Here is a 19,868-nt window from a genome sequence, read left to right as displayed (position 1 = left end):
GAAGTACAGATTAAAATGCTAAAGCTATAAAGTTTGGATTCAATAAATTGATTTTATTGTATTGCAATGGTGTAATTTCATCTTCCTGAACAACACTTCCACCTGCCTCGGTTACTATAGCGTGGGCAGCTGCTGTATCCCATTCCATTGTCGGACCAAAACGTGGATATACGTCAGCATCACCAGAGGCCACTAATAAAAACTTCAATGAGCTGCCTTTTGAGACAACTTCCGGGTCTTTTAGAGAGTTAACAAACTCCTGCGTTTGATCGCTCATATGTGACCTGGATGCCACTACTTTAAGGCCGGAATCTTCTAATGACTTATTAGACACTTTCAGTTTCTCGACTTTTCCATTTTTTTCTATAAACGCTCCTTTTCCATCTAATCCCCAGTAGAGTTCACCGATAACTGGTGGGTGGACAACTCCAAGAATTGGAACGCCGTTATGTATTAAAGCTATATTAACAGTGAATTCTCCATTTCGTTTAATGAATTCTTTAGTTCCATCTAAAGGATCTACCATCCAGAAGTATTCCCATTTCGATCTTTCCTCATAAGGTATATTTCTCCCTTCTTCACTCAGTATTGGAATGTCAGTACTTTCCAGGAAAGAAACGATTTTGTTGTGGGCGGCTTTATCAGCTCGGGTCAATGGAGAGTCATCCGATTTAGCTTCAATGGAGAAGTCCCCGGATTCATAAATCTTTAAAATTTCTACCCCTGCTGCCAGGGAAGCTTTTTTTGCAAGCTCTATTAAGTTTTCTAAGTCGATCATATTATCATACCGGCAGCAACTGTTTCATTTGTGCCTTCATCTACTAAAATTATGCTACCTGTATTTCTATTATTCCTATAAGAATCCACCAACAATGGACGAGTTGTTCTTAATTGAGCCCTACAAATATCATTGGCAGTAATTTTTTTATCTTCCTCATTTCTATGCAGGGTGTTAATATCCATTTTGTATCGGATCTCTTTTATCATCGCCTTAGCATCAGCGGTTGTGTGACGGATGGTATACTTAGTCCTAGGCTGTGGTCCCTTTGGGTTTAACCAGCATAACATCACATCAATATCCTGTTTCTGCTCTGGCTGATTATTAGTTCTGACAATCATATCTCCTCTACTAATATCAATGTCGTCATCTAATGTAATCGTCACAGACATTGGAGCAAACGCCTCGTTTATTGGTCCATCAAATGTATCAATCGACTTGATTTTAGATGTAAAACCTGATGGTAAAACAGTTATTTCATCTCCAGGCTTAAAAACACCACCAGCAATTCGACCTGCATACCCGCGATAGTCGTGGTATTTATCTGTTTGTGGACGAATTACTGTCTGTACCGGGAATCTACAATCAATGTGATTATGATCGCTCCCTATATGTATATTTTCTAGCGTATAAAGAAGTGTTGAGCCCTCATACCAGTCCATGTGCTCGCTACGATTAACGACATTATCGCCTTTCAAAGCACTAATCGGAATAAATCTAACATCCTTAACATCTAACTTAGATGCAAAGTCTTCAAAATCATCTTTGATTCTATTAAATACCTCTTGATCATAATTAACCAAATCCATCTTATTTATGCAAACAATAATGTGGGGTATCTGTAATAACGAGGCAATAATGGAATGCCTGCAAGTTTGTTCAATCACACCATTTCGAGCATCAATTAAAATTAATGCCGCATTTGCTGTTGATGCTCCAGTTACCATATTTCTGGTGTACTGAATATGACCTGGAGTATCTGCAATGATGAATTTTCTTTTAGGAGTTGCAAAATATCTATACGCAACATCTATAGTAATACCTTGCTCTCTTTCATCTTTGAGGCCATCCGTCAAAAGTGCCAGGTCAACTTCAGCTGAACCTCTTTTTTCGCTGGTCTTCTTTACTTGATCCAGCTGATCTTCGAAAATTGATTTCGAATCATATAATAACCGTCCAATTAATGTGCTTTTTCCATCATCTACGCTACCCGCAGTGGTAAAGCGTAGTAATTCCATATCTAAATAACCTTCCATTTCTTAAGTATTGAAGTTTTGATCAGATTTAAAAATAACCCTCTTTCTTACGATCCTCCATTGCAGTTTCAGAACGTTTATCATCTGCTCTGTTTCCACGCTCAGTATGTCTGGCCGCTGCTACCTCCTCTACAATTTTTTCCAGTGTATCAGCTTCTGATTCGACACCCCCAGTGATGGTTATGTCTCCGAGAGTTCTGAATCGTAGTTTTTTATTTACTGTTTTTTCAGCACCACTAATCTGTATAAATTCAGATACTGGCAACCATGTATTATTCCGCCAAATCACATCTCTGTTATGAGCAAAATACAAAGATGGTATGTCAATTTGTTCAGCAAGGATGTATTGCCACACATCCATTTCAGTCCAATTGCTTAGCGGAAATACTCGGAAATGTTCGCCGAAATTTTGTTTGCCGTTAAAAATATTCCATAGTTCCGGGCGCTGATTTTTTGGATCCCATTGTCCAAATTCATCTCTATGAGAAAAAAATCGTTCTTTCGCCCGTGCCTTTTCTTCATCACGCCGAGCACCGCCAATGCATGCATCAAACCCATACTCTTCGATTGTATCTAGCAGTGTTACCGTTTGGATTGCATTTCTACTAGCATTTTTTCCCTTTTCTTCTGCTGCTCTACCCTCATCGATTGATCTTTGAACTGAACCTACAATCAATTTTGCTCCGAGTTCATTTACAAGATTATCCCTAAATGCTATCGTTTCAGGGAAATTATGCCCGGTATCGATATGCACTAATGGAAAAGGAATCTTAGCAGGGTGAAAGGCTTTTCGGGCCAGATGAGTAACACAAATAGAATCTTTCCCTCCTGAAAATAAGATCGCAGGATTTTGAAACTGTGAAGCTACTTCTCTCAGAATGTAGATGGATTCTGCTTCAAGTTCCTTTAGATGTGTAAGATTATATTTTTTCATAATTGTAGCAACGGTTCTACTTTTTCAACTAATTTCTTTAGACATTCTTCCATTGAATTATTCGCTGTATTAATCACTATATCAGCATCTTCAGGTTCCTCGAATGGGGAACTAATTCCTGTGAAATTCTTAATTTCTCCATTTCTCGCTTTTTTATAAAGGCCTTTAACGTCTCTTTCCTCGCAAACTTCTAATGGGCATTCTACATAAACTTCGAGAAAATTTTCTCTTCCAACTAAGTTCATTGCAGAATTTCTATCCTCTTTAAAAGGAGAAATGAAAGCTGAAAGAACAACGATACCTGCATCTACAAACAACTTCGAAACCTCCGATATTCGTCTTATATTCTCGGTTCTGCTTTCTTCACTAAAATCAAGATCGCTGTTTAGTCCAGTCCTAATATTATCACCATCCAATATATATGTATGTATTCCATGTGAATGAAGATATTCTTCTAAACCACCTGCTAATGTGGATTTTCCAGAACCGGAAAGACCTGTAAACCAAATTACTTTTGAGTGATGTCCCATCAAAGATTCCCTATTACCTCTTTCTAAGGAGTGCGAATGTGGAATGATATATTTTTTATAATCTGCCATCTACAATTTCTTTTGGAAGAATACTTTTGACATCAAAAATAATATCGGTTTCCGCTCTAATTTTCCGCCAATCTAAGTCTAAAAATTCTTTGTGAGAAACTGCAAGTATTACAACTTGATAACCATGCATCAATTTATCTTCCAGTTCTATTCCATATTCGTTTAGTACTTGGTGTTTATCAGCTTGAGGGTCATATACGTCTACCTCAATACCAAAAGAGACTAATTCCTCATATATGTCTATTACCCTCGTGTTGCGCGTATCGGGACAGTTTTCTTTAAATGTAAATCCAAGGATTAATGCCTTAGAGTTGGCATTTAGTTTTCTTTTTTGCCCAAGCATTTTGATTATTCTTTGAGACACATATTGTCCCATTTGATCATTTATTTTTCTGCCTGAAAGTATTACATTCGGATGATAACCAACTGACTCTGCTTTTTGAGTTAAATAGAATGGATCAACACCAATACAATGACCTCCTACAAGGCCAGGTCGAAATGGAAGAAAATTCCATTTTGTCCCAGCTGCTTCCAATACTTCCGTTGTATCAATTTCCAACTTATCAAAAATCAAAGCTAATTCATTCACAAACGCTATATTGAGATCACGTTGTGAGTTTTCAATAACCTTGGCTGCTTCAGCCACTTTTATGGAAGAAGTCTTATGAGTTCCTGCTGAAACAAAAGATCGATAGAATTCATCAACCCTTTTTGCCGTTGCTGAATTACTTCCGCTGGTTACTTTGAGAATATTTGTTATTCTATGCTCTTTATCTCCCGGGTTAATCCTCTCTGGTGAGTATCCGCAGAAAAATTTCTCGTTGTACTTCAGCCCGCTTTGCTCTTCCAATATAGGTACACAGACTTCCTCAGTACAGCCCGGAAACACTGTAGATTCGTAAACAACAATATCATCCTTCTTAAGGATAGAACCTATTAACTCAGACGCTTTTCTTATCGGTTCTAAATCTGGATTCTTGTTTCCATCTATTGGGGTAGGAACTGTAACTACATAAAAATTACAATCTCTTAAATCTCGACTATTTGATGTAAAGGTTAACTTTATGGCACTATCCAGTTCATTTTTCTCAACCTCTAATGTTCTATCCAATCCAGTCTTTAGTTCATCTATTCTGATTTGATTAATATCAAAACCTACTGTTTTATGAAGTTTTCCACTCTCTACAGCTAAGGGCAAGCCTACATAGCCTAAACCGATAATCCCCACACGATATTCCATAATTTTTTTTAAGAATCAAGGCCCAAAAATAGATTCAAATAATTAGCTCAGAACCTTTTTTTGAAAATATTCTAATGTTGGTATTAAACCTTCAGATCTAGTATATGTTGGCTCCCAATTCAAAATTTTCTTTGCTAAAGAAATATCTGGTTTGCGTTGTTTAGGATCATCTTTGGGTAAATCTTTGTATATAATTTTTGAATTGCTACCAGTAATTTTGATGATTTCCTCTCCAAATTCCTTTACGGTAATTTCTTCTGTATTCCCAATATTGACTGGCTGAGGGTAATCACTTTTTAACAATCGGTAAATTCCTTCAACCAAGTCATCAACATATGTAAATGAGCGGGTTTGAGATCCGTCACCAAAAGCTGTAAGATCTTCCCCCTTAAGTGCTTGCGAAATAAATGTTGGCAATACCCTCCCATCATCAAGTCTCATTCTAGGTCCGAATGTGTTGAAGATTCTAACTATTCTGGTTTCAAGTCCGTGGAAAGTATGATAAGCCATTGTCAAAGCTTCCTGAAAACGTTTTGCTTCATCATAAACTCCTCTTGGTCCTACTGGATTTACATTCCCCCAATACGTTTCTTTTTGTGGGTGAACCAATGGATCACCATACACCTCAGATGTCGAAGCAATCAGCATTCTTGCCCCTTTGTCTTTTGCAAGGCCCAAACAATTAAGTGTACCTAGTGATCCAACTTTCATGGTTTGGATTGGCATCTTCAAATAATCTATAGGGCTAGCCGGAGAAGCAAAATGTAAAATATATTCAAGCTCCCCTGAAACATGTACATACTTTGAAACATCATGATGATGAAATTCAAAATCTGGCTTACCCATCAAATGATCTATGTTCTGAATATCACCCGTTATAAGGTTATCCATTGCGATTACATAGTAACCCTCATTGATGAATCTGTCACATAAATGTGAGCCCAGAAATCCAGCTCCACCAGTAATTAATACTTTCTTTTTTGACATTAAAAATCGATTTTAGATTCTTTTAAAGTTGGTAGGTTTTTGTCTTTTTCTGATAAAATAATTTGATCGTCTTGCATGCCCCAAGGAATACTGATATCTGCATCATTGTAGATAATCCCTGAGTCATGTTCTTTGGAGTAAAGTGCATCCACCTGATACATTAGTTTGGCATGCTCTGTCAAAACCAGAAAACCATGTGCCATCCCTTTAGGGATGTAGAAGTGCTTTTTATTATGTGCAGATAATCTAACCAATGAATACTCACCGAATGTAGGGGAGTCATTTATTAAATCGACAGCTACATCTAATACCTCTCCTTCAATACATGAAACCAGCTTTGCTTGTGCTTTGTCACCTGTTTGAAAGTGCAGGCCCCTTAAAACACCTTTCGATGATCTGGATTGATTGATTTGTTTAACATCAAAATCAAATCCTGTTGCCTTTTTGAACTTCTCTACGTTGAAGCCCTCATAAAAGTACCCACGCTCATCTTCAAATACATCTGGCTCTAAAATCCAACAGCCCTTAAGGTTTGTCTCTTCTGCGTTCATTGTGCTAAAACATTAAGAAGGTAAGTTCCGTATCCACTTTTTTCTAATGGCCTGGCTAATTTTTCTAATTGTTCTTTCGAAATAAAATTCATTTTATAAGCAACTTCTTCAATACACCCTACTTTAAGACCTTGTCGTTCCTCAATTACTTGAACAAAGTTTCCTGCTTGCATTAAGGATGCAAATGTACCAGTATCTAACCAAGCAGTACCTCGATCAAAAACTTGAACATTTAATTTACCTTCATTTAAGTAGTAATTATTAATATCTGTAATCTCAAGTTCACCGCGCGGACTTGGCTTTACGTTTTCCGCAATTTCTACAACATGATTGTCATAATAATAGAGGCCAGGTACTGCAAATTTCGATTTAGGACTCTTTGGCTTTTCCTCTATCGAAACAGCTTTTCGTTGTTCATCAAATTCAACAACTCCATACCTCTCAGGATCGTTTACGTGGTATGCAAAAACGATCCCCCCATCAGGATTTATACAGGCTTGAAGTTTTTTAGAAAGCCCTGAAGCATAGAAAATATTATCACCAAGTATTAATGCTACCGGATCACTTCCAATAAAATCGGCTCCAATAATAAACGCTTCTGCAAGACCCTTCGGCTCCTTTTGCACTGCGTAGGAGAATGAGCACCCGAGAGATGAACCATCACCTAGCAGTTCCTCAAAAATTGGCAAATCACGAGGTGTACTGATGATCAAAATTTCATTAATGCCTGATAACATAAGGGTAGACAATGGGTAGTAGATCATCGGCTTGTCATAAACAGGTAATATCTGCTTACTAACCGCATAGGTAAGTGGGTGTAACCTGGTCCCTGACCCTCCTGCTAGAATTATGCCTTTCATTTCTTATCTGTTTGTATAATGTTCGTCATAATATTTAAGGTAGTCACCAGAAGTTACATCGTTCAACCATTGCTCATTATCAAAGTACCAATCCACTGTTTTTTCTAAGCCCTCCTCAAATTGAAGTGATGGCTCCCAGCCAAGCTCGCTGTTAAGTTTTGATGCATCAATCGCATATCTCATATCATGCCCAGCACGATCTTTCACAAAAGTTATGAGCTTTCTGGATGTACCCGCTTCGTTTCCAAGCTTGCGATCCATAACGTCACAAAGCAAATGAACAAGGTCTATATTTTTCCACTCGTTAAATCCACCAATATTATAGGTTTCCCCGTTTTGGCCTTTCTCAAAAATTAACTCAATTGCTCTTGCATGATCTTCTACATATAACCAATCACGAATGTTTTCACCCTTCCCGTAGACTGGAAGTGGCTTTTTATTCCTGATATTATGGATCATAAGTGGAATCAACTTTTCAGGGAAATGATTTGGTCCGTAATTGTTTGAGCAATTGGAGATTATATATGGAAGATCGTAAGTATTTCCATAGGCCCTAACGAAATGATCAGAAGAAGCTTTTGAAGCGGAATAAGGTGATTTAGGATCATAAGGAGTCGTCTCCGTAAAAAGTCCATCTTCTCCAAGTGATCCATATACTTCGTCTGTAGATACATGATAGAATCTTCGGCTCTCTTTTCCTCTCCATGCTTCCTTAGCAGCATTCAACAGACTTACTGTACCAACAACATTGGTTTGTATAAACTCCATTGGGTTTGAAATTGAACGATCCACATGAGATTCAGCAGCCAAATGTATGACCCCCTGAAAATCATAATCCTTAAAGAGATCATTTATAAAATCAAAATCACAGATATCGCCTTTTACGAATTCATAGTTTGGCTCATTTTCAATATCTCTTAGGTTTTCAAGGTTTCCTGCATAGGTGAGTTTATCCAAACTTATAACCTTGTATTTGTCTGAATTGATAAATCTTCTCACCACATGTGATCCAATAAACCCTGCTCCTCCTGTGATTAGTATATTTTCTCCTGTATTCATGTTATTTCTTTTCCCTGTACCAATCAATTGTGACTGAAAGTCCTTCCTTGATTAGATGACTGGGTCGGTAACCAAGTTGTGTCTTAGCTTTCGAAATATCAGCTAAACTATGTTTTACATCACCTTCTCTTTCATTGGCAAATATTGGAGCTACATTCATACCCTCTACCTCGTTAATATAAGCTACCAATTCCTTTAAGTTGGTCTTTTGCTCACAGGCAACATTATAAACAGTATTATAATTTTCTGCCGAAGTTTCCAGCGCTTTGATATTGGCCTGTACAGCATTACTCACAAATGTAAAATCCCTACTGTGACTTCCATCACCATTTATAATTGGTCTTTCACCGGAAAGAATTGCTTTAATAAATAATGGAATTACAGCAGCATAGGGTCCATTTGGATCTTGCTTTGGTCCAAAAACATTGAAATACCTTAATCCAATGGTATTTAGCCCGTAAACTCTATGAAAAACATCTGCATATAATTCATTCACAAACTTGGTTACAGCATACGGCGATAGCGGTTTGCCAATTCTATCCTCCTTTTTAGGCAATTCAGCAGAGTCGCCATAAGTGGATGAAGAGGCAGCATATACAACTCTCTCAATGTTATTATCGACTGCTGCCTTAAAGACATTCAAGGTTCCCTCAACATTCACTCTATTTGAAGTAATCGGATCCTTAATCGAACGAGGCACTGATCCGAGTGCTGCCTGATGAGAAATTGCAAATGATCCTTTTGATAATTTTAGTATAAGATCAAAATCTAAAATATCACCTTCAACAAACTCAAAATTCTTATGATCCAGAAAGTCGTGGATGTTCCTTAGTGAACCAGTAGCAAGATTGTCTAAACAGACAACCTGATAACCCTTTTCCAGCAATGATTCTACCAAATTTGAACCTATAAATCCAGCTCCGCCTGTTACAAGTATTTTTTTCATTGCTTTATCTTTTCCAAAGTAAGAAGATCACTTGCATCCCTATTCAGAAAATTTATGCAATGCTAAACGTTTTGCAAATTGATAGCAAGGCAGCAAGACTCAGGATAGTATTTTTGCACTGTGCAACACATTGCTCAACTAATAAAAAAAGATCTGATCGTTGATTGGAGACAGCAGAATCCTATTTCTGGAATTCTCCTATATCTGGCGTCCACAATATTTGCAACCTACATGGCTTTCAAAGGCTTTGTGTCGGTTGAGGTGTGGAACGCTTTGTTTTGGATCATTCTATTGTTCACTTCTATTAATGCTATTTCAAAAAGTTTTATTCAAGAAGAGCGGCGCTCTCATTACTACTATTTCCTATGTAAGCCTTCTGAAATAATTTTAGGTAAACTCATTTATTCTTTCCTTTACCTTTTATCCATTGCAGCAATTTCTCTGATTGTCTATGCTGTATTACTGGGTAATCCCATAATTAATTACCCGATTTTCATTTTGAATTTGACATTGGGTTGTCTTGGATTAAGTTCGGCTTTTACCATGGTTTCTTCGATTGCATTCCGCACCAGCAATAGATCCATTATGATGGCGGTTCTTGGCTTTCCTGTTATAATCCCAGTTCTTATACTTGCTATTAGCAATAGCTTTAAAATCCTTGACGGTTACATTCTTATGCAGATTCAAGGCAACATTGCCACACTCTTCTCAGTCGATGTGATTATCATTGCGCTCACATTCGTTTTGTTCCCTTTTACCTGGAAATCGTGATGGGTTATTTACTAAAAACTGATTGGTGGAAATGGTTGTGTGTAGCACTTTTAGCATATACGATTATCGGAGGGCTACTGCTCCCCGTTCCTGAACTTCCAATACTTAACGAAACCATAAGAGCACTTCACTTTCATGTACCAATGTGGTTTGGGATGATCTTGCTTTTCTTGGGATCCGTAATACATGCTGTAAAGCATTTGAGAACTGGTGAAGTCAAATATGACATCTACAGTTCTCAACTCGCCAATATGGGTATAGCATTTGGTGTATTGGGAATAGTAACAGGGATGATCTGGGCCAATTACACCTGGGGTGAACCGTGGAGCAACGATCCCAAGCAAAATGCATCAGCCATTTCATTGCTAATTTACCTAGCTTACTTTGTACTTCGCGGATCTATTCAGGATGAGCAACAGCGAAATAGAATATCAGCAGTATTCAACATTTTTGCCTTTTTCTTGATGATTCCTTTGCTTTTCATTCTACCAAGAATGTCCGATAGTCTTCATCCAGGAAACGGAGGTAATCCAGGATTCAATGCATATGATCTGGATAGCAACTTGAGAAAGGTATTTTACTTAGCAGTATTCGGCTGGACTCTACTTGGATATTGGATAGCTACCATCGCTATTCGGCTTTCAATCACAAAACAAAAACTGGAAGATGCTTAAATATATTTTAGGAATATTAATGCTCATCGGAACTCAATTTGCCAATGCGCAGGTTGAAATGGCGGATGATTTTAGAGGAGAAGGAAAAATCTATGTGGTGATCGCAATCATCCTGATCATACTTGCAGGATTTTTCTACATGTTATTCAAACTGGACAAACGGTCTAAGCGTTTAGAGAAAGAAATTGAGGAGAAATGAAGAAGAAATACATAGCTGCCATCATAATTATTGCAATCGCCATTACCATGATCATCTCAATGGCTGGTGATGCGAGTACGTATGTTTCATTTGACGAAGCAAGAGAGCTTTCAGAAAAAGGATTCAAAAAAAGCATCCATGTGGTTGGTGAGCTTCCAAAAACTGCTTCCGGAGAAGTGGTTGGAATAGAAGAAAGTCCCGATAAGCTTTCCTTCAAATTTGAAATGCTCGATGAAAATGGAATGAAGCAACAAGTACTTTATGCTGAGCCTATTCCAACCGATTTTACACGTTCAGAACAGGTAGTAATTGTTGGTGCCTATCAGGGAGATAAATTTGTAGCAGAGAAAATTCTTCTAAAGTGCCCATCCAAATATCAGGAAGAACCTGAATTTACAAGCTAAAAATCCGGCATTTAGCCATAGCTAAACTATGATACATTATTTCGAAGGTCAGCTAGGTCATGCATTCGCAATTATTGCTTTTGTCTCAAGCCTATTGGCAGCATATGCCTTTTTCAAAGGGAGAAACCAAGATGCAAAATGGACAGCTTTCGGAGCTAAAATCTTCTATGTCCATTCATTTGCAATTTTAGGGATTATTGGGACGCTCTTTTACCTGATAACAAACCACTATTTTGAGTATCACTATGTATTTAGTCACAGCTCAAAAATACTTCCGGTATACTATCAAATTTCCTGCTTCTGGGAAGGTCAGGAAGGCTCTTTTCTGCTTTGGATGTTTTGGAATGCTGTGCTCGGAATCATTCTGATCAACACGAATAAATTCTGGAAAGCCCCCGTGATGTTAATCATGTCACTGACGCAGGTATTTCTTGCTTCCATGATTCTGGGAGTTGTCATTTTTGAAGTAAAACTCGGCAGTTCGCCTTTCATGCTGTTGAGGGAGGTTATTGATGCTCCGATTTTCAAAACCAATCCAAACTTTATACCTGAAGATGGCAATGGACTAAACCCCCTTTTGCAGAATTACTGGATGGTCATTCACCCTCCAACTTTATTCTTAGGATTTGCTACCACAGTTATTCCATTTGCCTACTGTATTGGAGGGTTGATCATTGGGAAGAATAAGGAATGGATCAGACCAGCTCTTCCATGGGCTCAATTCTCAGCGATGATTTTGGGAGTGGGGATTTTGATGGGTGCATACTGGGCGTATGAAACACTCAATTTCGGAGGGTATTGGAACTGGGATCCGGTCGAAAATGCCATTTATATCCCGTGGTTAGTGCTTGTTGCTGCCATCCATGTGATGATCGCCTACAAAAAAAGTGGATCTGCATTAAAACTTTCGATGATTTTGGTTGTCGCCAGTTTCATCCTGGTGCTTTACGCCACCTTCTTGACTCGAAGTGGAATTCTGGGAAATTCATCTGTTCACTCATTTACCGACTTAGGACTGTCAGGGCAATTATTAATATATCTGCTCGTGTTCATAACACTGTCTGTTTTCTTTATCACAAAACGATGGAGAGAAATACCAGCAACAAAAGAGGAGACTTCCACCTACTCCCGTGAATTCTGGATTTTCATGGGTGCTTCAGTACTTTGCTTGATGGCATTCCAGGTATTGATCTATACTTCTATGCCGGTGTACAATCAAATCGCAAACTTCTTCGGGTTTGATTTAAATCTTGCCCCACCGACTGACATTTATGATGCATACTCTTTGCCACAAATGATCCTGGCGATCTTCCTGGCTATTCTTTCAGGAACCGGGCAATTTTTCTGGTGGAAAAAGATGGACAGGAAAAAGCTTAAAGCAGAACTAACCACACCATTTATTATCTCGCTTGTAATTTCAGGGTTGGTAATTGTCATTGCTAAAATTACGAACCCTTATTACCTGATTCTGCTAGTAACCTGTGTCTATTCCATCACAGCGAATGCGAAGATTTTTATTGGAGTAGCCAAATCCAACATCAAACTTTCGGGCGGATCTATCACTCACATCGGAGTAGCTTTAATGCTTGTGGGAATTTTATTTTCAAGTGGATACTCCACTATCCTGTCGACCAATTATACCTCAATGGTATGGAGTACCGAGTTTCCGGAAGAAGTGAATAGAGATAATCTTTTATTGTTCATCAATGAGCCACGCCAGATGAAGGAGTATTCGATGATTTACAGAGGCATCAGGAAGGAAACGCGCGAAGATGGGTATGTGGATCAAAATGAGCTGACCTTAACACCTGATCCTCTTAAAGTAATTAAGAATGGCACTGATACACTTACGCTCATTAGTCCGGAGAATAGCTTCTTTGAAGTAGAGTACCATACTAAGGAAGGAAAAGAATTCACTCTTTTTCCTCGCGTTCAAATCAATCAGGCGATGGATATGATAGTTTATTCTCCTGATATTAAGCGAAAGCTCAGTGCTGATATGTACACGCATGTCAGAACCTTTCCAGACCCGGATCAGGAACCAGACTGGAGCGAACCTAAGGAAATCAAAGTAGAAATTGGGGATCAATTTTTCATTAATGACTATGTAGCTACCCTGGAACGTATGGAGCCCATTGCTGAAATAGATGGTACACCATTAAATCAGGAGGATGTAGCTGTGAAGGCTGTAATTGAAGTACAGGGGGAATACAAGAATTACCTGGCAGAACCAATTTTTGTCATTAGAAACCGTGAGTTCGTTGGACGAATAGACGATCAGGTTGATGATTTGGCCTTTCGCATTTCTATTCAAAATATTCTTCCACAAGAGAATGCTGTCCTATTGGCATATCAAACAACTCAAAAGGATTGGATCATCATGGAAGCAGTGAAAAAACCATGGATTAACCTGTTATGGATAGGGACTTTTCTTTTGGTAATAGGCTTTGTAGTGGCTATCAGAAGAAGGTATCTTGAGTTTGTGAAAATGCGGGACAAAGGAGTTGAAGCCTAGCTTCATGATTTACAACACTATGCACATGATGCAAATAGTAGAAAAAGGTTTTTCTTTTTAAGCAGATATACCCCAGCCCTAAAGGGTGTTATCAAAAAAATCCCTTTAGGGAATCAAAAGGGTAAATTGGAGTTGATACATTTCAATTTCGAAAAACCTTTCGTGATTGACACATACTTGCTTTAATCAGCTATTTTTACTCAATGAGCAAGGTAGCAATCATTGGGTATGGAAATGTTGGCTATCATCTGGCCAAGCGAATTTCATCCAAAAGACATGAGGTAACGATTTTCTCACGAACACAAAGTGAGGACTTTATATTGTCAATAGATCAGTTGAATCCTGAGGCCTTTGATTTTATCATCCTCAGTGTTCCAGACGGAGATGTGAAAAGTGTATCCGATTCGATAGCCACATCTGAGGCAGTAATGTTACATACCTCTGGAGCTAACCCTATATCTGATCTTTCCAAGCATTTAAAACATGGCGTAATGTATCCCTTACAGACTTTCAGTCGAACAAAGGATATTGATTTTACTGCTTTCCCGGTTTTTGTAGAGGGCTCTGATGAGGGCGAAAAGGATATTTTCACATTTGTAAGAAGCTTTAGTAACGATGTACGCCTTCTTACTTCAGCCAATCGATCCAAACTTCACCTTGCTGCAGTATTTGCCTGCAATTTCAGCAACCACATGTTTCATTTATCGGAAAAGCTTTTGGCAGATTTGGATATGACATTTAAGGATATTCAACCGCTCGTTGAAGAAACCGTGCGAAAAGCTATGGAGCTCGATCCCTCGGCATCCCAAACCGGGCCGGCAATGAGGGAAGATGAAGAAACAATCAATTCGCACTTAGAGATGCTTAAAGACGAACAATTGAAAAATATTTACCGTTTGATAACGGAAAGCATACAAAATTCGAAGTGAAAATCACTGTCAATGACTTTTTCGGATTTCTAAAAGCCAGCCGAATACCGAATTTGGTCATTATCGGGCTCACCCAATTCATCACAGCATATTTCCTCCTCAATGTCCCGCTTTGGATGCTTATGAAGGCATCCTTCATTCTTTTTATATTAAGCACTGGCATGATTGGGGCGGCCGGATACATCATCAACGATTACTTCGATCAAAAAATTGATATGATCAATCGTCCAAATGAGGTGATTGTTGGCACAACGTTCAGAAGGAGGTTTGCATTATTGGCACATGCGCTCCTCACGATGACAGGTATAGGCATTGGCTTTATCATTGATCCTGCCATTGGAGCTATTCATATTTTCTCCTCCGGTGCGCTATGGGTGTATAGTACGGTATTGAAGCGGTGGATCTTGTTAGGTACATTGACAATCTCGTTTCTCACTTGCCTCACACTTTTACTGGTGCTCGTTTATTTTAGACAATTCAGTCTTTTGGTGGTTGCCTATGCATTATTTGGTTGTGTGATCGTGTTTATTCGCGAAAGCATCAAAGACATTATAAGCGCTAAAGGAGAAGTGCTATTCGGCATTCAGTCCATACCTATCGTGTGGGGGATAAGGGGAGCGAAGCTGATGATTTTTTTGGCTGGATCCGCTGGCATGGCGATGCTATCTTTTTATCTCTATTCACTTCCCAACTGGAATGTACGTTACTTTTTTTTCGCTGTATTAATCTTCATATTATGGATTGCTTATCGCTTAGCCAAAGCGGATAAGATGAAGGACTTCAAAATCATTCGAACGTACGTCGATATGATTATTGTAGCGGGTCTTGCGAGTATGCTTTTGGTCTAAAGTAGCTGCATGATGGCATTGGCGGTAAATCCACCAACCTTATAGACAATGATTCCCCCTAGAATAATCGAATAGAAAAGCTTTAATGAAGTGGCTACCAGAAATCCCAGGAAGGATCCAAAGCCAGACTTGAAAGCAGATTTAATTCGATTGCCTCCGTACAGGTCGCCGATGATAGCCCCTAGCAGTGGGCCTAGAATAATGCCAAATGGAATGGGTAATAAAATTCCCGCAACAACCCCTATCATACCTCCGATGACACCAGCTTTTGTTCCTCCAAACTTTTTTGTGGCTGCTACAGGCAGTATAAAATCAGCAACCATAATTATAATCCCAATAATTGCCCAAACGATGAATGAAGTTGTACTAAACTGTGTGTCATTAGAAACTGCATGTGTGCAGATCATTGCTCCATACGTTAGTAATGGGCCCGGTAACGGAGGTAAAATGGAAAAAATGACACCTCCGGCAATTAAGAGGATTGACAGTATGATCAATAAAGCTTCCATTAAAATTCCTTGAAAATGGTTGTTTTAATCTCAGGCCACTCTGATTTTATGATGCTATATACAACCGTGTTTCTACGTTTTCTTCCCTGTGTAGATCGGTGATTTCTCAAAGTGCCATCATGTTTTGCTCCTATTTTCTCCATGGCTTTTCTGGAGCGTGTATTAAGTTCATCTGTCCGTAACTCCAACCGCTCAATTTCCATTGTCTCAAAAGCATGATGAAGCATCAAAAATTTCATGTGTTTGTTTATTCCGGAACCGATGTACTTTTTTCCCAGCCACGTCCATCCAATCTCTATTCCCTTTTCTTCCCAGTCTATATGCCCATAGCTTGACGATCCAATAATTCCCCCTGTTTCGTTCAATTGAACAGCATAAGTCATCTTCTCACCTCGCTGCGATTCTTCAAACCTTTTCATCATCCAGTCTTGCAATGCATCGGGACTAGTGAGGTCTTCGGTATACCATGTCCATACATCAGCGTCTCCACTGAGCTTGCGCATCTCCAACACATGCTCTTTTGTCATAGGGAGAAGAGTGATTAAATCATCCGATAGTGGGATATAGAACTTTTTCATTTGTATTCAAAAACACCATGTTCTGACTGGATTATAAGCTCTTTCTTATCCGATGCTTCTACACGACCGATTACCTGAGCTTCTACATTGAAGGACCGGGCGATCTCCACGATTTCATCAGCTGACTCCTCAGCAGCATAAATCTCCATTCGATGACCCATATTGAAGACTTTATACATCTCCTTCCAGTCCGTTCCACTTTCCTCATGGATCATTTGAAATAGAGGTGGAATTGGGAGCATTGTGTCCTTAACGACCCTTAAGTTGTCAATAAAGTGCAGAATCTTAGTTTGTGCACCACCGCTGCAATGAACCATTCCGTGAATTTCAGATCTCAATTCTTTCAAAATCGATTTAATAATTGGCCCATAGGTTCGAGTGGGGGAAAGTACCAACTTGCCAGCATCCAATGGAGCTCCTTCAACCGGATCGGTCAATTTCTTTGTTCCGCTGTAAACTAAATCTCTAGGGACTCCCTGATCAAAAGACTCGGGATACTTCTCTGCATAAACCTTATTAAACACATCGTGACGAGCAGAGGTTAGTCCATTGCTCCCCATCCCTCCATTGTATTCTTTTTCATATGCCGTCTGGCCATACGAAGCTATCCCTACGATAAGATCACCTGCACGTATGTTTTCATTATTGATAACCTCTGATCGTTTCATTCTGGCTGTAACCGTACTGTCTACAATTATGGTTTTCACCAGATCACCGACATCAGCCGTTTCTCCTCCAGTGGAGTTGATGTTGATGCCATTGTCTCGTAGCATCTGCAAAACCTCCTCAGTGCCATTGATAATTTCAGAGATTACTTCGCCTGGAATCAGGTTTTTATTTCTGCCAATGGTAGAGGAAAGGAGAATATTGTCGGTACAACCTACGCATAGAAGGTCATCTACATTCATGATGACCGCATCCTGCGCTATGCCCTTCCATACGCTCAAATCACCCGTTTCTTTCCAGTAGAGGTAGGCTAGCGAAGATTTGGTACCAGCACCATCCGCATGCATGATAGTGCAGTATTCCGGATCTGCAGAAATATCATCTACGATCTTACAGAAAGCTTTTGGGAAAAGGCCCTTATCTATATTCTTGATTGCGGAGTGAACGTCCTCTTTGTCTGCAGAAACGCCTCTTTGTGCGTACCGATCAGTCATACTAACTTTTTTGATTGCAAAGAAAAGCGTTTATCCGTTTCCATCGCCCGAATCTTTAAAGAATCGGTCATATTCATCTACAGATTCATCGGGTGGAAGATCATCATCTCGATCTCGAGGATTATAGCGCAGTACTTTAAACTCGGTTCTTCTGTTTCGCTGATGCTCTTCTTCTGTTTGAGCATTTTTAACCAGTAGTTGTGTTTCTCCATAACCTTTGGCAACAATTCTTTCTGCTTGAATACCTTCATTTATGATATAGCTAACAGCTGATTGAGCCCTTCGTTGAGAAAGCTTCATGTTATAATCGTCATCAGCCCTACTATCCGTATGAGAACCCAATTCGATATAGATTTCCGGGTTATCATTCATAATCTGGACTAAACTGTCCAGTACCAGTGCTGCATCAGATCTGATATTAGCTTTATCCAAATCATAATAGATGTTGTCAAGGACTATTGCACGCTCAAGCACAATTGGATCCATCATGATTTTGGTTTCAAAAGTGATATTAGTAATAAATTCAGTTAACGTTGACTTATCTACCGTTTTTCCAATGGTTGTAAAATCTTTTCTTACCGTGAAATAATCCGTCTTTTCACCAATAAGATCGTAATGCTCTTCAGGATAGACGCGGAAATCAAACTTACCGTCCGCTCCAGTAAATGCCTCGTCTAATACATCTCCATTGTCTGCAGTGAGAGATACTTTGGTGTTTGGAAGAATAATTTCCTCCCCAGCGTCATCAGTAGTATAAGTCACACCCGTCAAGAAGTAGTTTACAACTTTTAGGTCCGGATCGTCATTGATAAAGGTATAGATATCATCATCTCCCCTTCCCCCTTTTCTATTAGAGGTGAAAAAACCTCGTGTCAAATTGAATTGAAACAATCCAAAATCATCGGCTGAGGAATTCATCGGTTTACCCAGATTCTCAACGGTCACATGTCCTCCTTCTCGCACTGCTCGAAACATATCCAGTTTACCAAGCCCCGGATGTCCATCGGACGAGAAATATAGGCTTCCATCTTCACTCACATATGGAAACACATCATCTCCGGCACTGTTAATTTCGGGACCAAGATTTCTCACATCAACCCATCGACCTCTTCGATTTACTTTAGCCTGATAAAGATCTGCCCCTCCGTACCCTCCTTCTCTGGTAGAAGAAAAGTACAATGTGGTTCCGTCAGGACTAAATGCTGGTGTAGAATCCCAGGCTTCTGCAACATTGATTGAAAGTGGTACGGGTTCTGACCATTTTCCGTTTCTAAAACGTGTAAAAAACAGGTTTACCTCGCTATATCCTTTAGCCTTTCCATCATTTCCTTTTGCAAAAATCATAGATGATCCATCCGGTGAAATTGCAACTGACCCTTCATTTGTATCTAAATGATTGATCATTGGGTCCAAAGGTGAAAGTGTTGTCAGCTCTACATTTGCTCCCTTTGTCGCAACACGATAAATATCAGTAAATGGAGTGCCCGTAGTTCTATATATTTTGCTTCCATCTCTATTGGAAGTAAAATACAGGTAGTTTCTGCTATAGACAGGTGAGTATTCGGCTTTTTCAGTGTTAAGGTCTGCCAGATTTTTCACCCTGTAGTAGCTTTCTTTTTGCTTTAACTCATCAATTTTTTGAAGATTATGAAGTTCTTTTTCCGCTAACTTTCGAATCTTATCATCATTTGCCTTTGGTAAATAGTTATCCAATATTCTTTTTGCCTCATCATACTCTTGCTCAACTTTAAGTGCTTGAGCCAGATACAGATTCGGAGCTTCCTCCAAAGTACCTTGCTTAATAGCTTCCCGATAAAAAGGAATAGATTCAACCAGTCGATTGGATTTTCTGAAGGCGTCCCCGACCATCACATTCTCTTCAGGAGAATTTTTCGAAGGTGCACTACCAAGTTTAGCTATTACAGCGTCATACTCAGCATTATTCATGCTTTTCTCAATGGAGCAACTCGCAAAGAGTGTAGAAATAAATAGGAATAGAATGATTCGCATAAGTATAATAACGAAAACCTTGACCGTATGATTATCCGAAATTAGCTAAACCAGAAACAAG

Annotated in this window: 21 protein-coding genes; 7 read left to right on the top strand and 14 right to left on the bottom strand. The window is 39.1% G+C overall.

The annotated features are described in order from the left end of the window. Positions 1 to 10 precede the first annotated feature (10 nt). Genes cysQ through CHB71_RS03015 form a run of 10 tightly spaced genes read right to left on the bottom strand, consistent with a single transcriptional unit; the run spans position 11 to position 9,210 of the window. The gene (cysQ, locus tag CHB71_RS03060) at positions 11 to 778 is read right to left on the bottom strand and encodes a 3'(2'),5'-bisphosphate nucleotidase CysQ (protein ID WP_089355400.1); all 768 of its coding nucleotides are present in this window, start codon (positions 776 to 778) and stop codon (positions 11 to 13) included. Beyond that, positions 775 to 2,034, bottom strand: coding sequence for a sulfate adenylyltransferase subunit CysN (gene cysN, locus CHB71_RS03055; protein ID WP_089355399.1), 1,260 nt, complete (start codon positions 2,032 to 2,034; stop codon positions 775 to 777). Before cysN ends, cysQ begins: the two co-directional genes overlap by 4 nt. 28 nt (positions 2,035 to 2,062) lie before the next feature. After that, positions 2,063 to 2,968 (bottom strand): sulfate adenylyltransferase subunit CysD, encoded by a 906-nt coding sequence (cysD, locus tag CHB71_RS03050; protein WP_089355398.1) that lies wholly within the window; start codon positions 2,966 to 2,968, stop codon positions 2,063 to 2,065. Beyond that, a complete protein-coding gene (gene cysC / locus CHB71_RS03045) occupies positions 2,965 to 3,567 on the bottom strand; it encodes an adenylyl-sulfate kinase (protein WP_089355397.1) in 603 nt (200 codons plus the stop codon). Before cysC ends, cysD begins: the two co-directional genes overlap by 4 nt. After that, positions 3,554 to 4,807 (bottom strand): nucleotide sugar dehydrogenase, encoded by a 1,254-nt coding sequence (locus CHB71_RS03040; RefSeq protein WP_089355396.1) that lies wholly within the window; start codon positions 4,805 to 4,807, stop codon positions 3,554 to 3,556. Before CHB71_RS03040 ends, cysC begins: the two co-directional genes overlap by 14 nt. 42 nt (positions 4,808 to 4,849) lie before the next feature. After that, positions 4,850 to 5,794 carry a UDP-glucuronic acid decarboxylase family protein gene (locus CHB71_RS03035; RefSeq protein WP_089355395.1) on the bottom strand — a complete coding sequence of 315 codons (945 nt, stop codon included), beginning with the start codon at positions 5,792 to 5,794 and terminating at the stop codon, positions 4,850 to 4,852. Next, entirely contained in the window at positions 5,794 to 6,345 is a 552-nt protein-coding gene (rfbC, locus tag CHB71_RS03030) for a dTDP-4-dehydrorhamnose 3,5-epimerase (RefSeq protein WP_089355394.1), read from the bottom strand. The genes CHB71_RS03035 and rfbC overlap by 1 nt, the downstream gene beginning before the upstream one ends. Continuing rightward, on the bottom strand, positions 6,342 to 7,205 hold the full coding sequence (rfbA, locus tag CHB71_RS03025) for a glucose-1-phosphate thymidylyltransferase RfbA (protein WP_089355393.1): 864 nt from the start codon (positions 7,203 to 7,205) through the stop codon (positions 6,342 to 6,344). The genes rfbC and rfbA overlap by 4 nt, the downstream gene beginning before the upstream one ends. Positions 7,206 to 7,208: 3 nt before the next feature. Continuing rightward, positions 7,209 to 8,264, bottom strand: coding sequence for a dTDP-glucose 4,6-dehydratase (gene rfbB, locus CHB71_RS03020; protein ID WP_089355392.1), 1,056 nt, complete (start codon positions 8,262 to 8,264; stop codon positions 7,209 to 7,211). 1 nt (position 8,265) lies between these two features. After that, entirely contained in the window at positions 8,266 to 9,210 is a 945-nt protein-coding gene (locus tag CHB71_RS03015; RefSeq protein WP_089355391.1) for an SDR family oxidoreductase, read from the bottom strand. A 120-nt stretch (positions 9,211 to 9,330) separates the two neighbouring features. On the opposite strand from CHB71_RS03015, the gene CHB71_RS03010 reads away from it, so the two are divergent. The 7 genes from CHB71_RS03010 (at position 9,331) to CHB71_RS02980 (ending at position 15,550) form a co-directional block, all read left to right on the top strand. Then, positions 9,331 to 9,981, top strand: coding sequence for a heme exporter protein CcmB (locus CHB71_RS03010; RefSeq protein WP_089355390.1), 651 nt, complete (start codon positions 9,331 to 9,333; stop codon positions 9,979 to 9,981). After that, the gene (gene ccsA, locus CHB71_RS03005) at positions 9,981 to 10,655 is read left to right on the top strand and encodes a cytochrome c biogenesis protein CcsA (RefSeq protein ID WP_089355389.1); all 675 of its coding nucleotides are present in this window, start codon (positions 9,981 to 9,983) and stop codon (positions 10,653 to 10,655) included. The genes CHB71_RS03010 and ccsA overlap by 1 nt, the downstream gene beginning before the upstream one ends. Then, entirely contained in the window at positions 10,648 to 10,854 is a 207-nt protein-coding gene (locus tag CHB71_RS03000; RefSeq protein WP_089355388.1) for a CcmD family protein, read from the top strand. Before ccsA ends, CHB71_RS03000 begins: the two co-directional genes overlap by 8 nt. Continuing rightward, positions 10,851 to 11,258, top strand: a complete 408-nt coding sequence (locus tag CHB71_RS02995; RefSeq protein WP_089355387.1) for a cytochrome c maturation protein CcmE domain-containing protein — start codon at positions 10,851 to 10,853, stop codon at positions 11,256 to 11,258. The genes CHB71_RS03000 and CHB71_RS02995 overlap by 4 nt, the downstream gene beginning before the upstream one ends. A 28-nt stretch (positions 11,259 to 11,286) precedes the next feature. Beyond that, the gene (locus tag CHB71_RS02990; RefSeq protein WP_089355386.1) at positions 11,287 to 13,773 is read left to right on the top strand and encodes a heme lyase CcmF/NrfE family subunit; all 2,487 of its coding nucleotides are present in this window, start codon (positions 11,287 to 11,289) and stop codon (positions 13,771 to 13,773) included. Between the two features lie 203 nt (positions 13,774 to 13,976). Further along, entirely contained in the window at positions 13,977 to 14,702 is a 726-nt protein-coding gene (locus CHB71_RS02985) for a Rossmann-like and DUF2520 domain-containing protein (protein WP_089355385.1), read from the top strand. Beyond that, positions 14,699 to 15,550: a geranylgeranylglycerol-phosphate geranylgeranyltransferase gene (locus CHB71_RS02980; protein ID WP_089355384.1), complete on the top strand. Its 852-nt coding sequence runs from the start codon at positions 14,699 to 14,701 to the stop codon at positions 15,548 to 15,550. Before CHB71_RS02985 ends, CHB71_RS02980 begins: the two co-directional genes overlap by 4 nt. On the opposite strand, the gene CHB71_RS02975 is transcribed toward CHB71_RS02980, so the two are convergent. Genes CHB71_RS02975 through CHB71_RS02960 form a run of 4 tightly spaced genes read right to left on the bottom strand, consistent with a single transcriptional unit; the run spans position 15,547 to position 19,807 of the window. After that, on the bottom strand, positions 15,547 to 16,059 hold the full coding sequence (locus tag CHB71_RS02975) for a DUF456 domain-containing protein (RefSeq protein ID WP_089355383.1): 513 nt from the start codon (positions 16,057 to 16,059) through the stop codon (positions 15,547 to 15,549). The genes CHB71_RS02980 and CHB71_RS02975 overlap by 4 nt on opposite strands. After that, entirely contained in the window at positions 16,059 to 16,637 is a 579-nt protein-coding gene (locus tag CHB71_RS02970) for a GNAT family N-acetyltransferase (protein ID WP_089355382.1), read from the bottom strand. The genes CHB71_RS02975 and CHB71_RS02970 overlap by 1 nt, the downstream gene beginning before the upstream one ends. After that, positions 16,634 to 17,797, bottom strand: coding sequence for an AIR synthase related protein (locus CHB71_RS02965; protein WP_089355381.1), 1,164 nt, complete (start codon positions 17,795 to 17,797; stop codon positions 16,634 to 16,636). The genes CHB71_RS02970 and CHB71_RS02965 overlap by 4 nt, the downstream gene beginning before the upstream one ends. 30 nt (positions 17,798 to 17,827) lie before the next feature. After that, a complete protein-coding gene (locus CHB71_RS02960; protein ID WP_089355380.1) occupies positions 17,828 to 19,807 on the bottom strand; it encodes an OmpA family protein in 1,980 nt (659 codons plus the stop codon). Positions 19,808 to 19,868 lie beyond the last annotated feature (61 nt).

The organism is Ekhidna lutea, from assembly GCF_900188325.1.
GTDB classification, from domain to species: Bacteria; Bacteroidota; Bacteroidia; order Cytophagales; family Cyclobacteriaceae; genus Ekhidna; species Ekhidna lutea.
This window is presented reverse-complemented; position numbering and strand designations above follow the sequence as displayed.

Excerpts from the sequence above, each read along its gene's own strand:
- CHB71_RS03015 (WP_089355391.1), bottom strand. The coding sequence starts at position 9,210 with ATGAAAAAAATACTTGTAACAGGCGGAGCTGGATTTATAGGTTCAAAT.
- cysQ (WP_089355400.1), bottom strand. The coding sequence starts at position 778 with ATGATCGACTTAGAAAACTTAATAGAGCTTGCAAAAAAAGCTTCCCTG.
- rfbA (WP_089355393.1), bottom strand. The coding sequence starts at position 7,205 with ATGAAAGGCATAATTCTAGCAGGAGGGTCAGGGACCAGGTTACACCCA.
- CHB71_RS02995 (WP_089355387.1), top strand. The coding sequence starts at position 10,851 with ATGAAGAAGAAATACATAGCTGCCATCATAATTATTGCAATCGCCATT.
- cysC (WP_089355397.1), bottom strand. The coding sequence starts at position 3,567 with ATGGCAGATTATAAAAAATATATCATTCCACATTCGCACTCCTTAGAA.
- CHB71_RS02970 (WP_089355382.1), bottom strand. The coding sequence starts at position 16,637 with ATGAAAAAGTTCTATATCCCACTATCGGATGATTTAATCACTCTTCTC.
- CHB71_RS03040 (WP_089355396.1), bottom strand. The coding sequence starts at position 4,807 with ATGGAATATCGTGTGGGGATTATCGGTTTAGGCTATGTAGGCTTGCCC.
- CHB71_RS03035 (WP_089355395.1), bottom strand. The coding sequence starts at position 5,794 with ATGTCAAAAAAGAAAGTATTAATTACTGGTGGAGCTGGATTTCTGGGC.
- CHB71_RS02990 (WP_089355386.1), top strand. The coding sequence starts at position 11,287 with ATGATACATTATTTCGAAGGTCAGCTAGGTCATGCATTCGCAATTATT.
- CHB71_RS02965 (WP_089355381.1), bottom strand. The coding sequence starts at position 17,797 with ATGACTGATCGGTACGCACAAAGAGGCGTTTCTGCAGACAAAGAGGAC.
- rfbB (WP_089355392.1), bottom strand. The coding sequence starts at position 8,264 with ATGAATACAGGAGAAAATATACTAATCACAGGAGGAGCAGGGTTTATT.
- CHB71_RS02960 (WP_089355380.1), bottom strand. The coding sequence starts at position 19,807 with ATGCGAATCATTCTATTCCTATTTATTTCTACACTCTTTGCGAGTTGC.
- CHB71_RS03000 (WP_089355388.1), top strand. The coding sequence starts at position 10,648 with ATGCTTAAATATATTTTAGGAATATTAATGCTCATCGGAACTCAATTT.
- CHB71_RS02985 (WP_089355385.1), top strand. The coding sequence starts at position 13,977 with ATGAGCAAGGTAGCAATCATTGGGTATGGAAATGTTGGCTATCATCTG.
- rfbC (WP_089355394.1), bottom strand. The coding sequence starts at position 6,345 with ATGAACGCAGAAGAGACAAACCTTAAGGGCTGTTGGATTTTAGAGCCA.
- cysD (WP_089355398.1), bottom strand. The coding sequence starts at position 2,968 with ATGAAAAAATATAATCTTACACATCTAAAGGAACTTGAAGCAGAATCC.
- CHB71_RS02975 (WP_089355383.1), bottom strand. The coding sequence starts at position 16,059 with ATGGAAGCTTTATTGATCATACTGTCAATCCTCTTAATTGCCGGAGGT.
- cysN (WP_089355399.1), bottom strand. The coding sequence starts at position 2,034 with ATGGAAGGTTATTTAGATATGGAATTACTACGCTTTACCACTGCGGGT.
- ccsA (WP_089355389.1), top strand. The coding sequence starts at position 9,981 with ATGGGTTATTTACTAAAAACTGATTGGTGGAAATGGTTGTGTGTAGCA.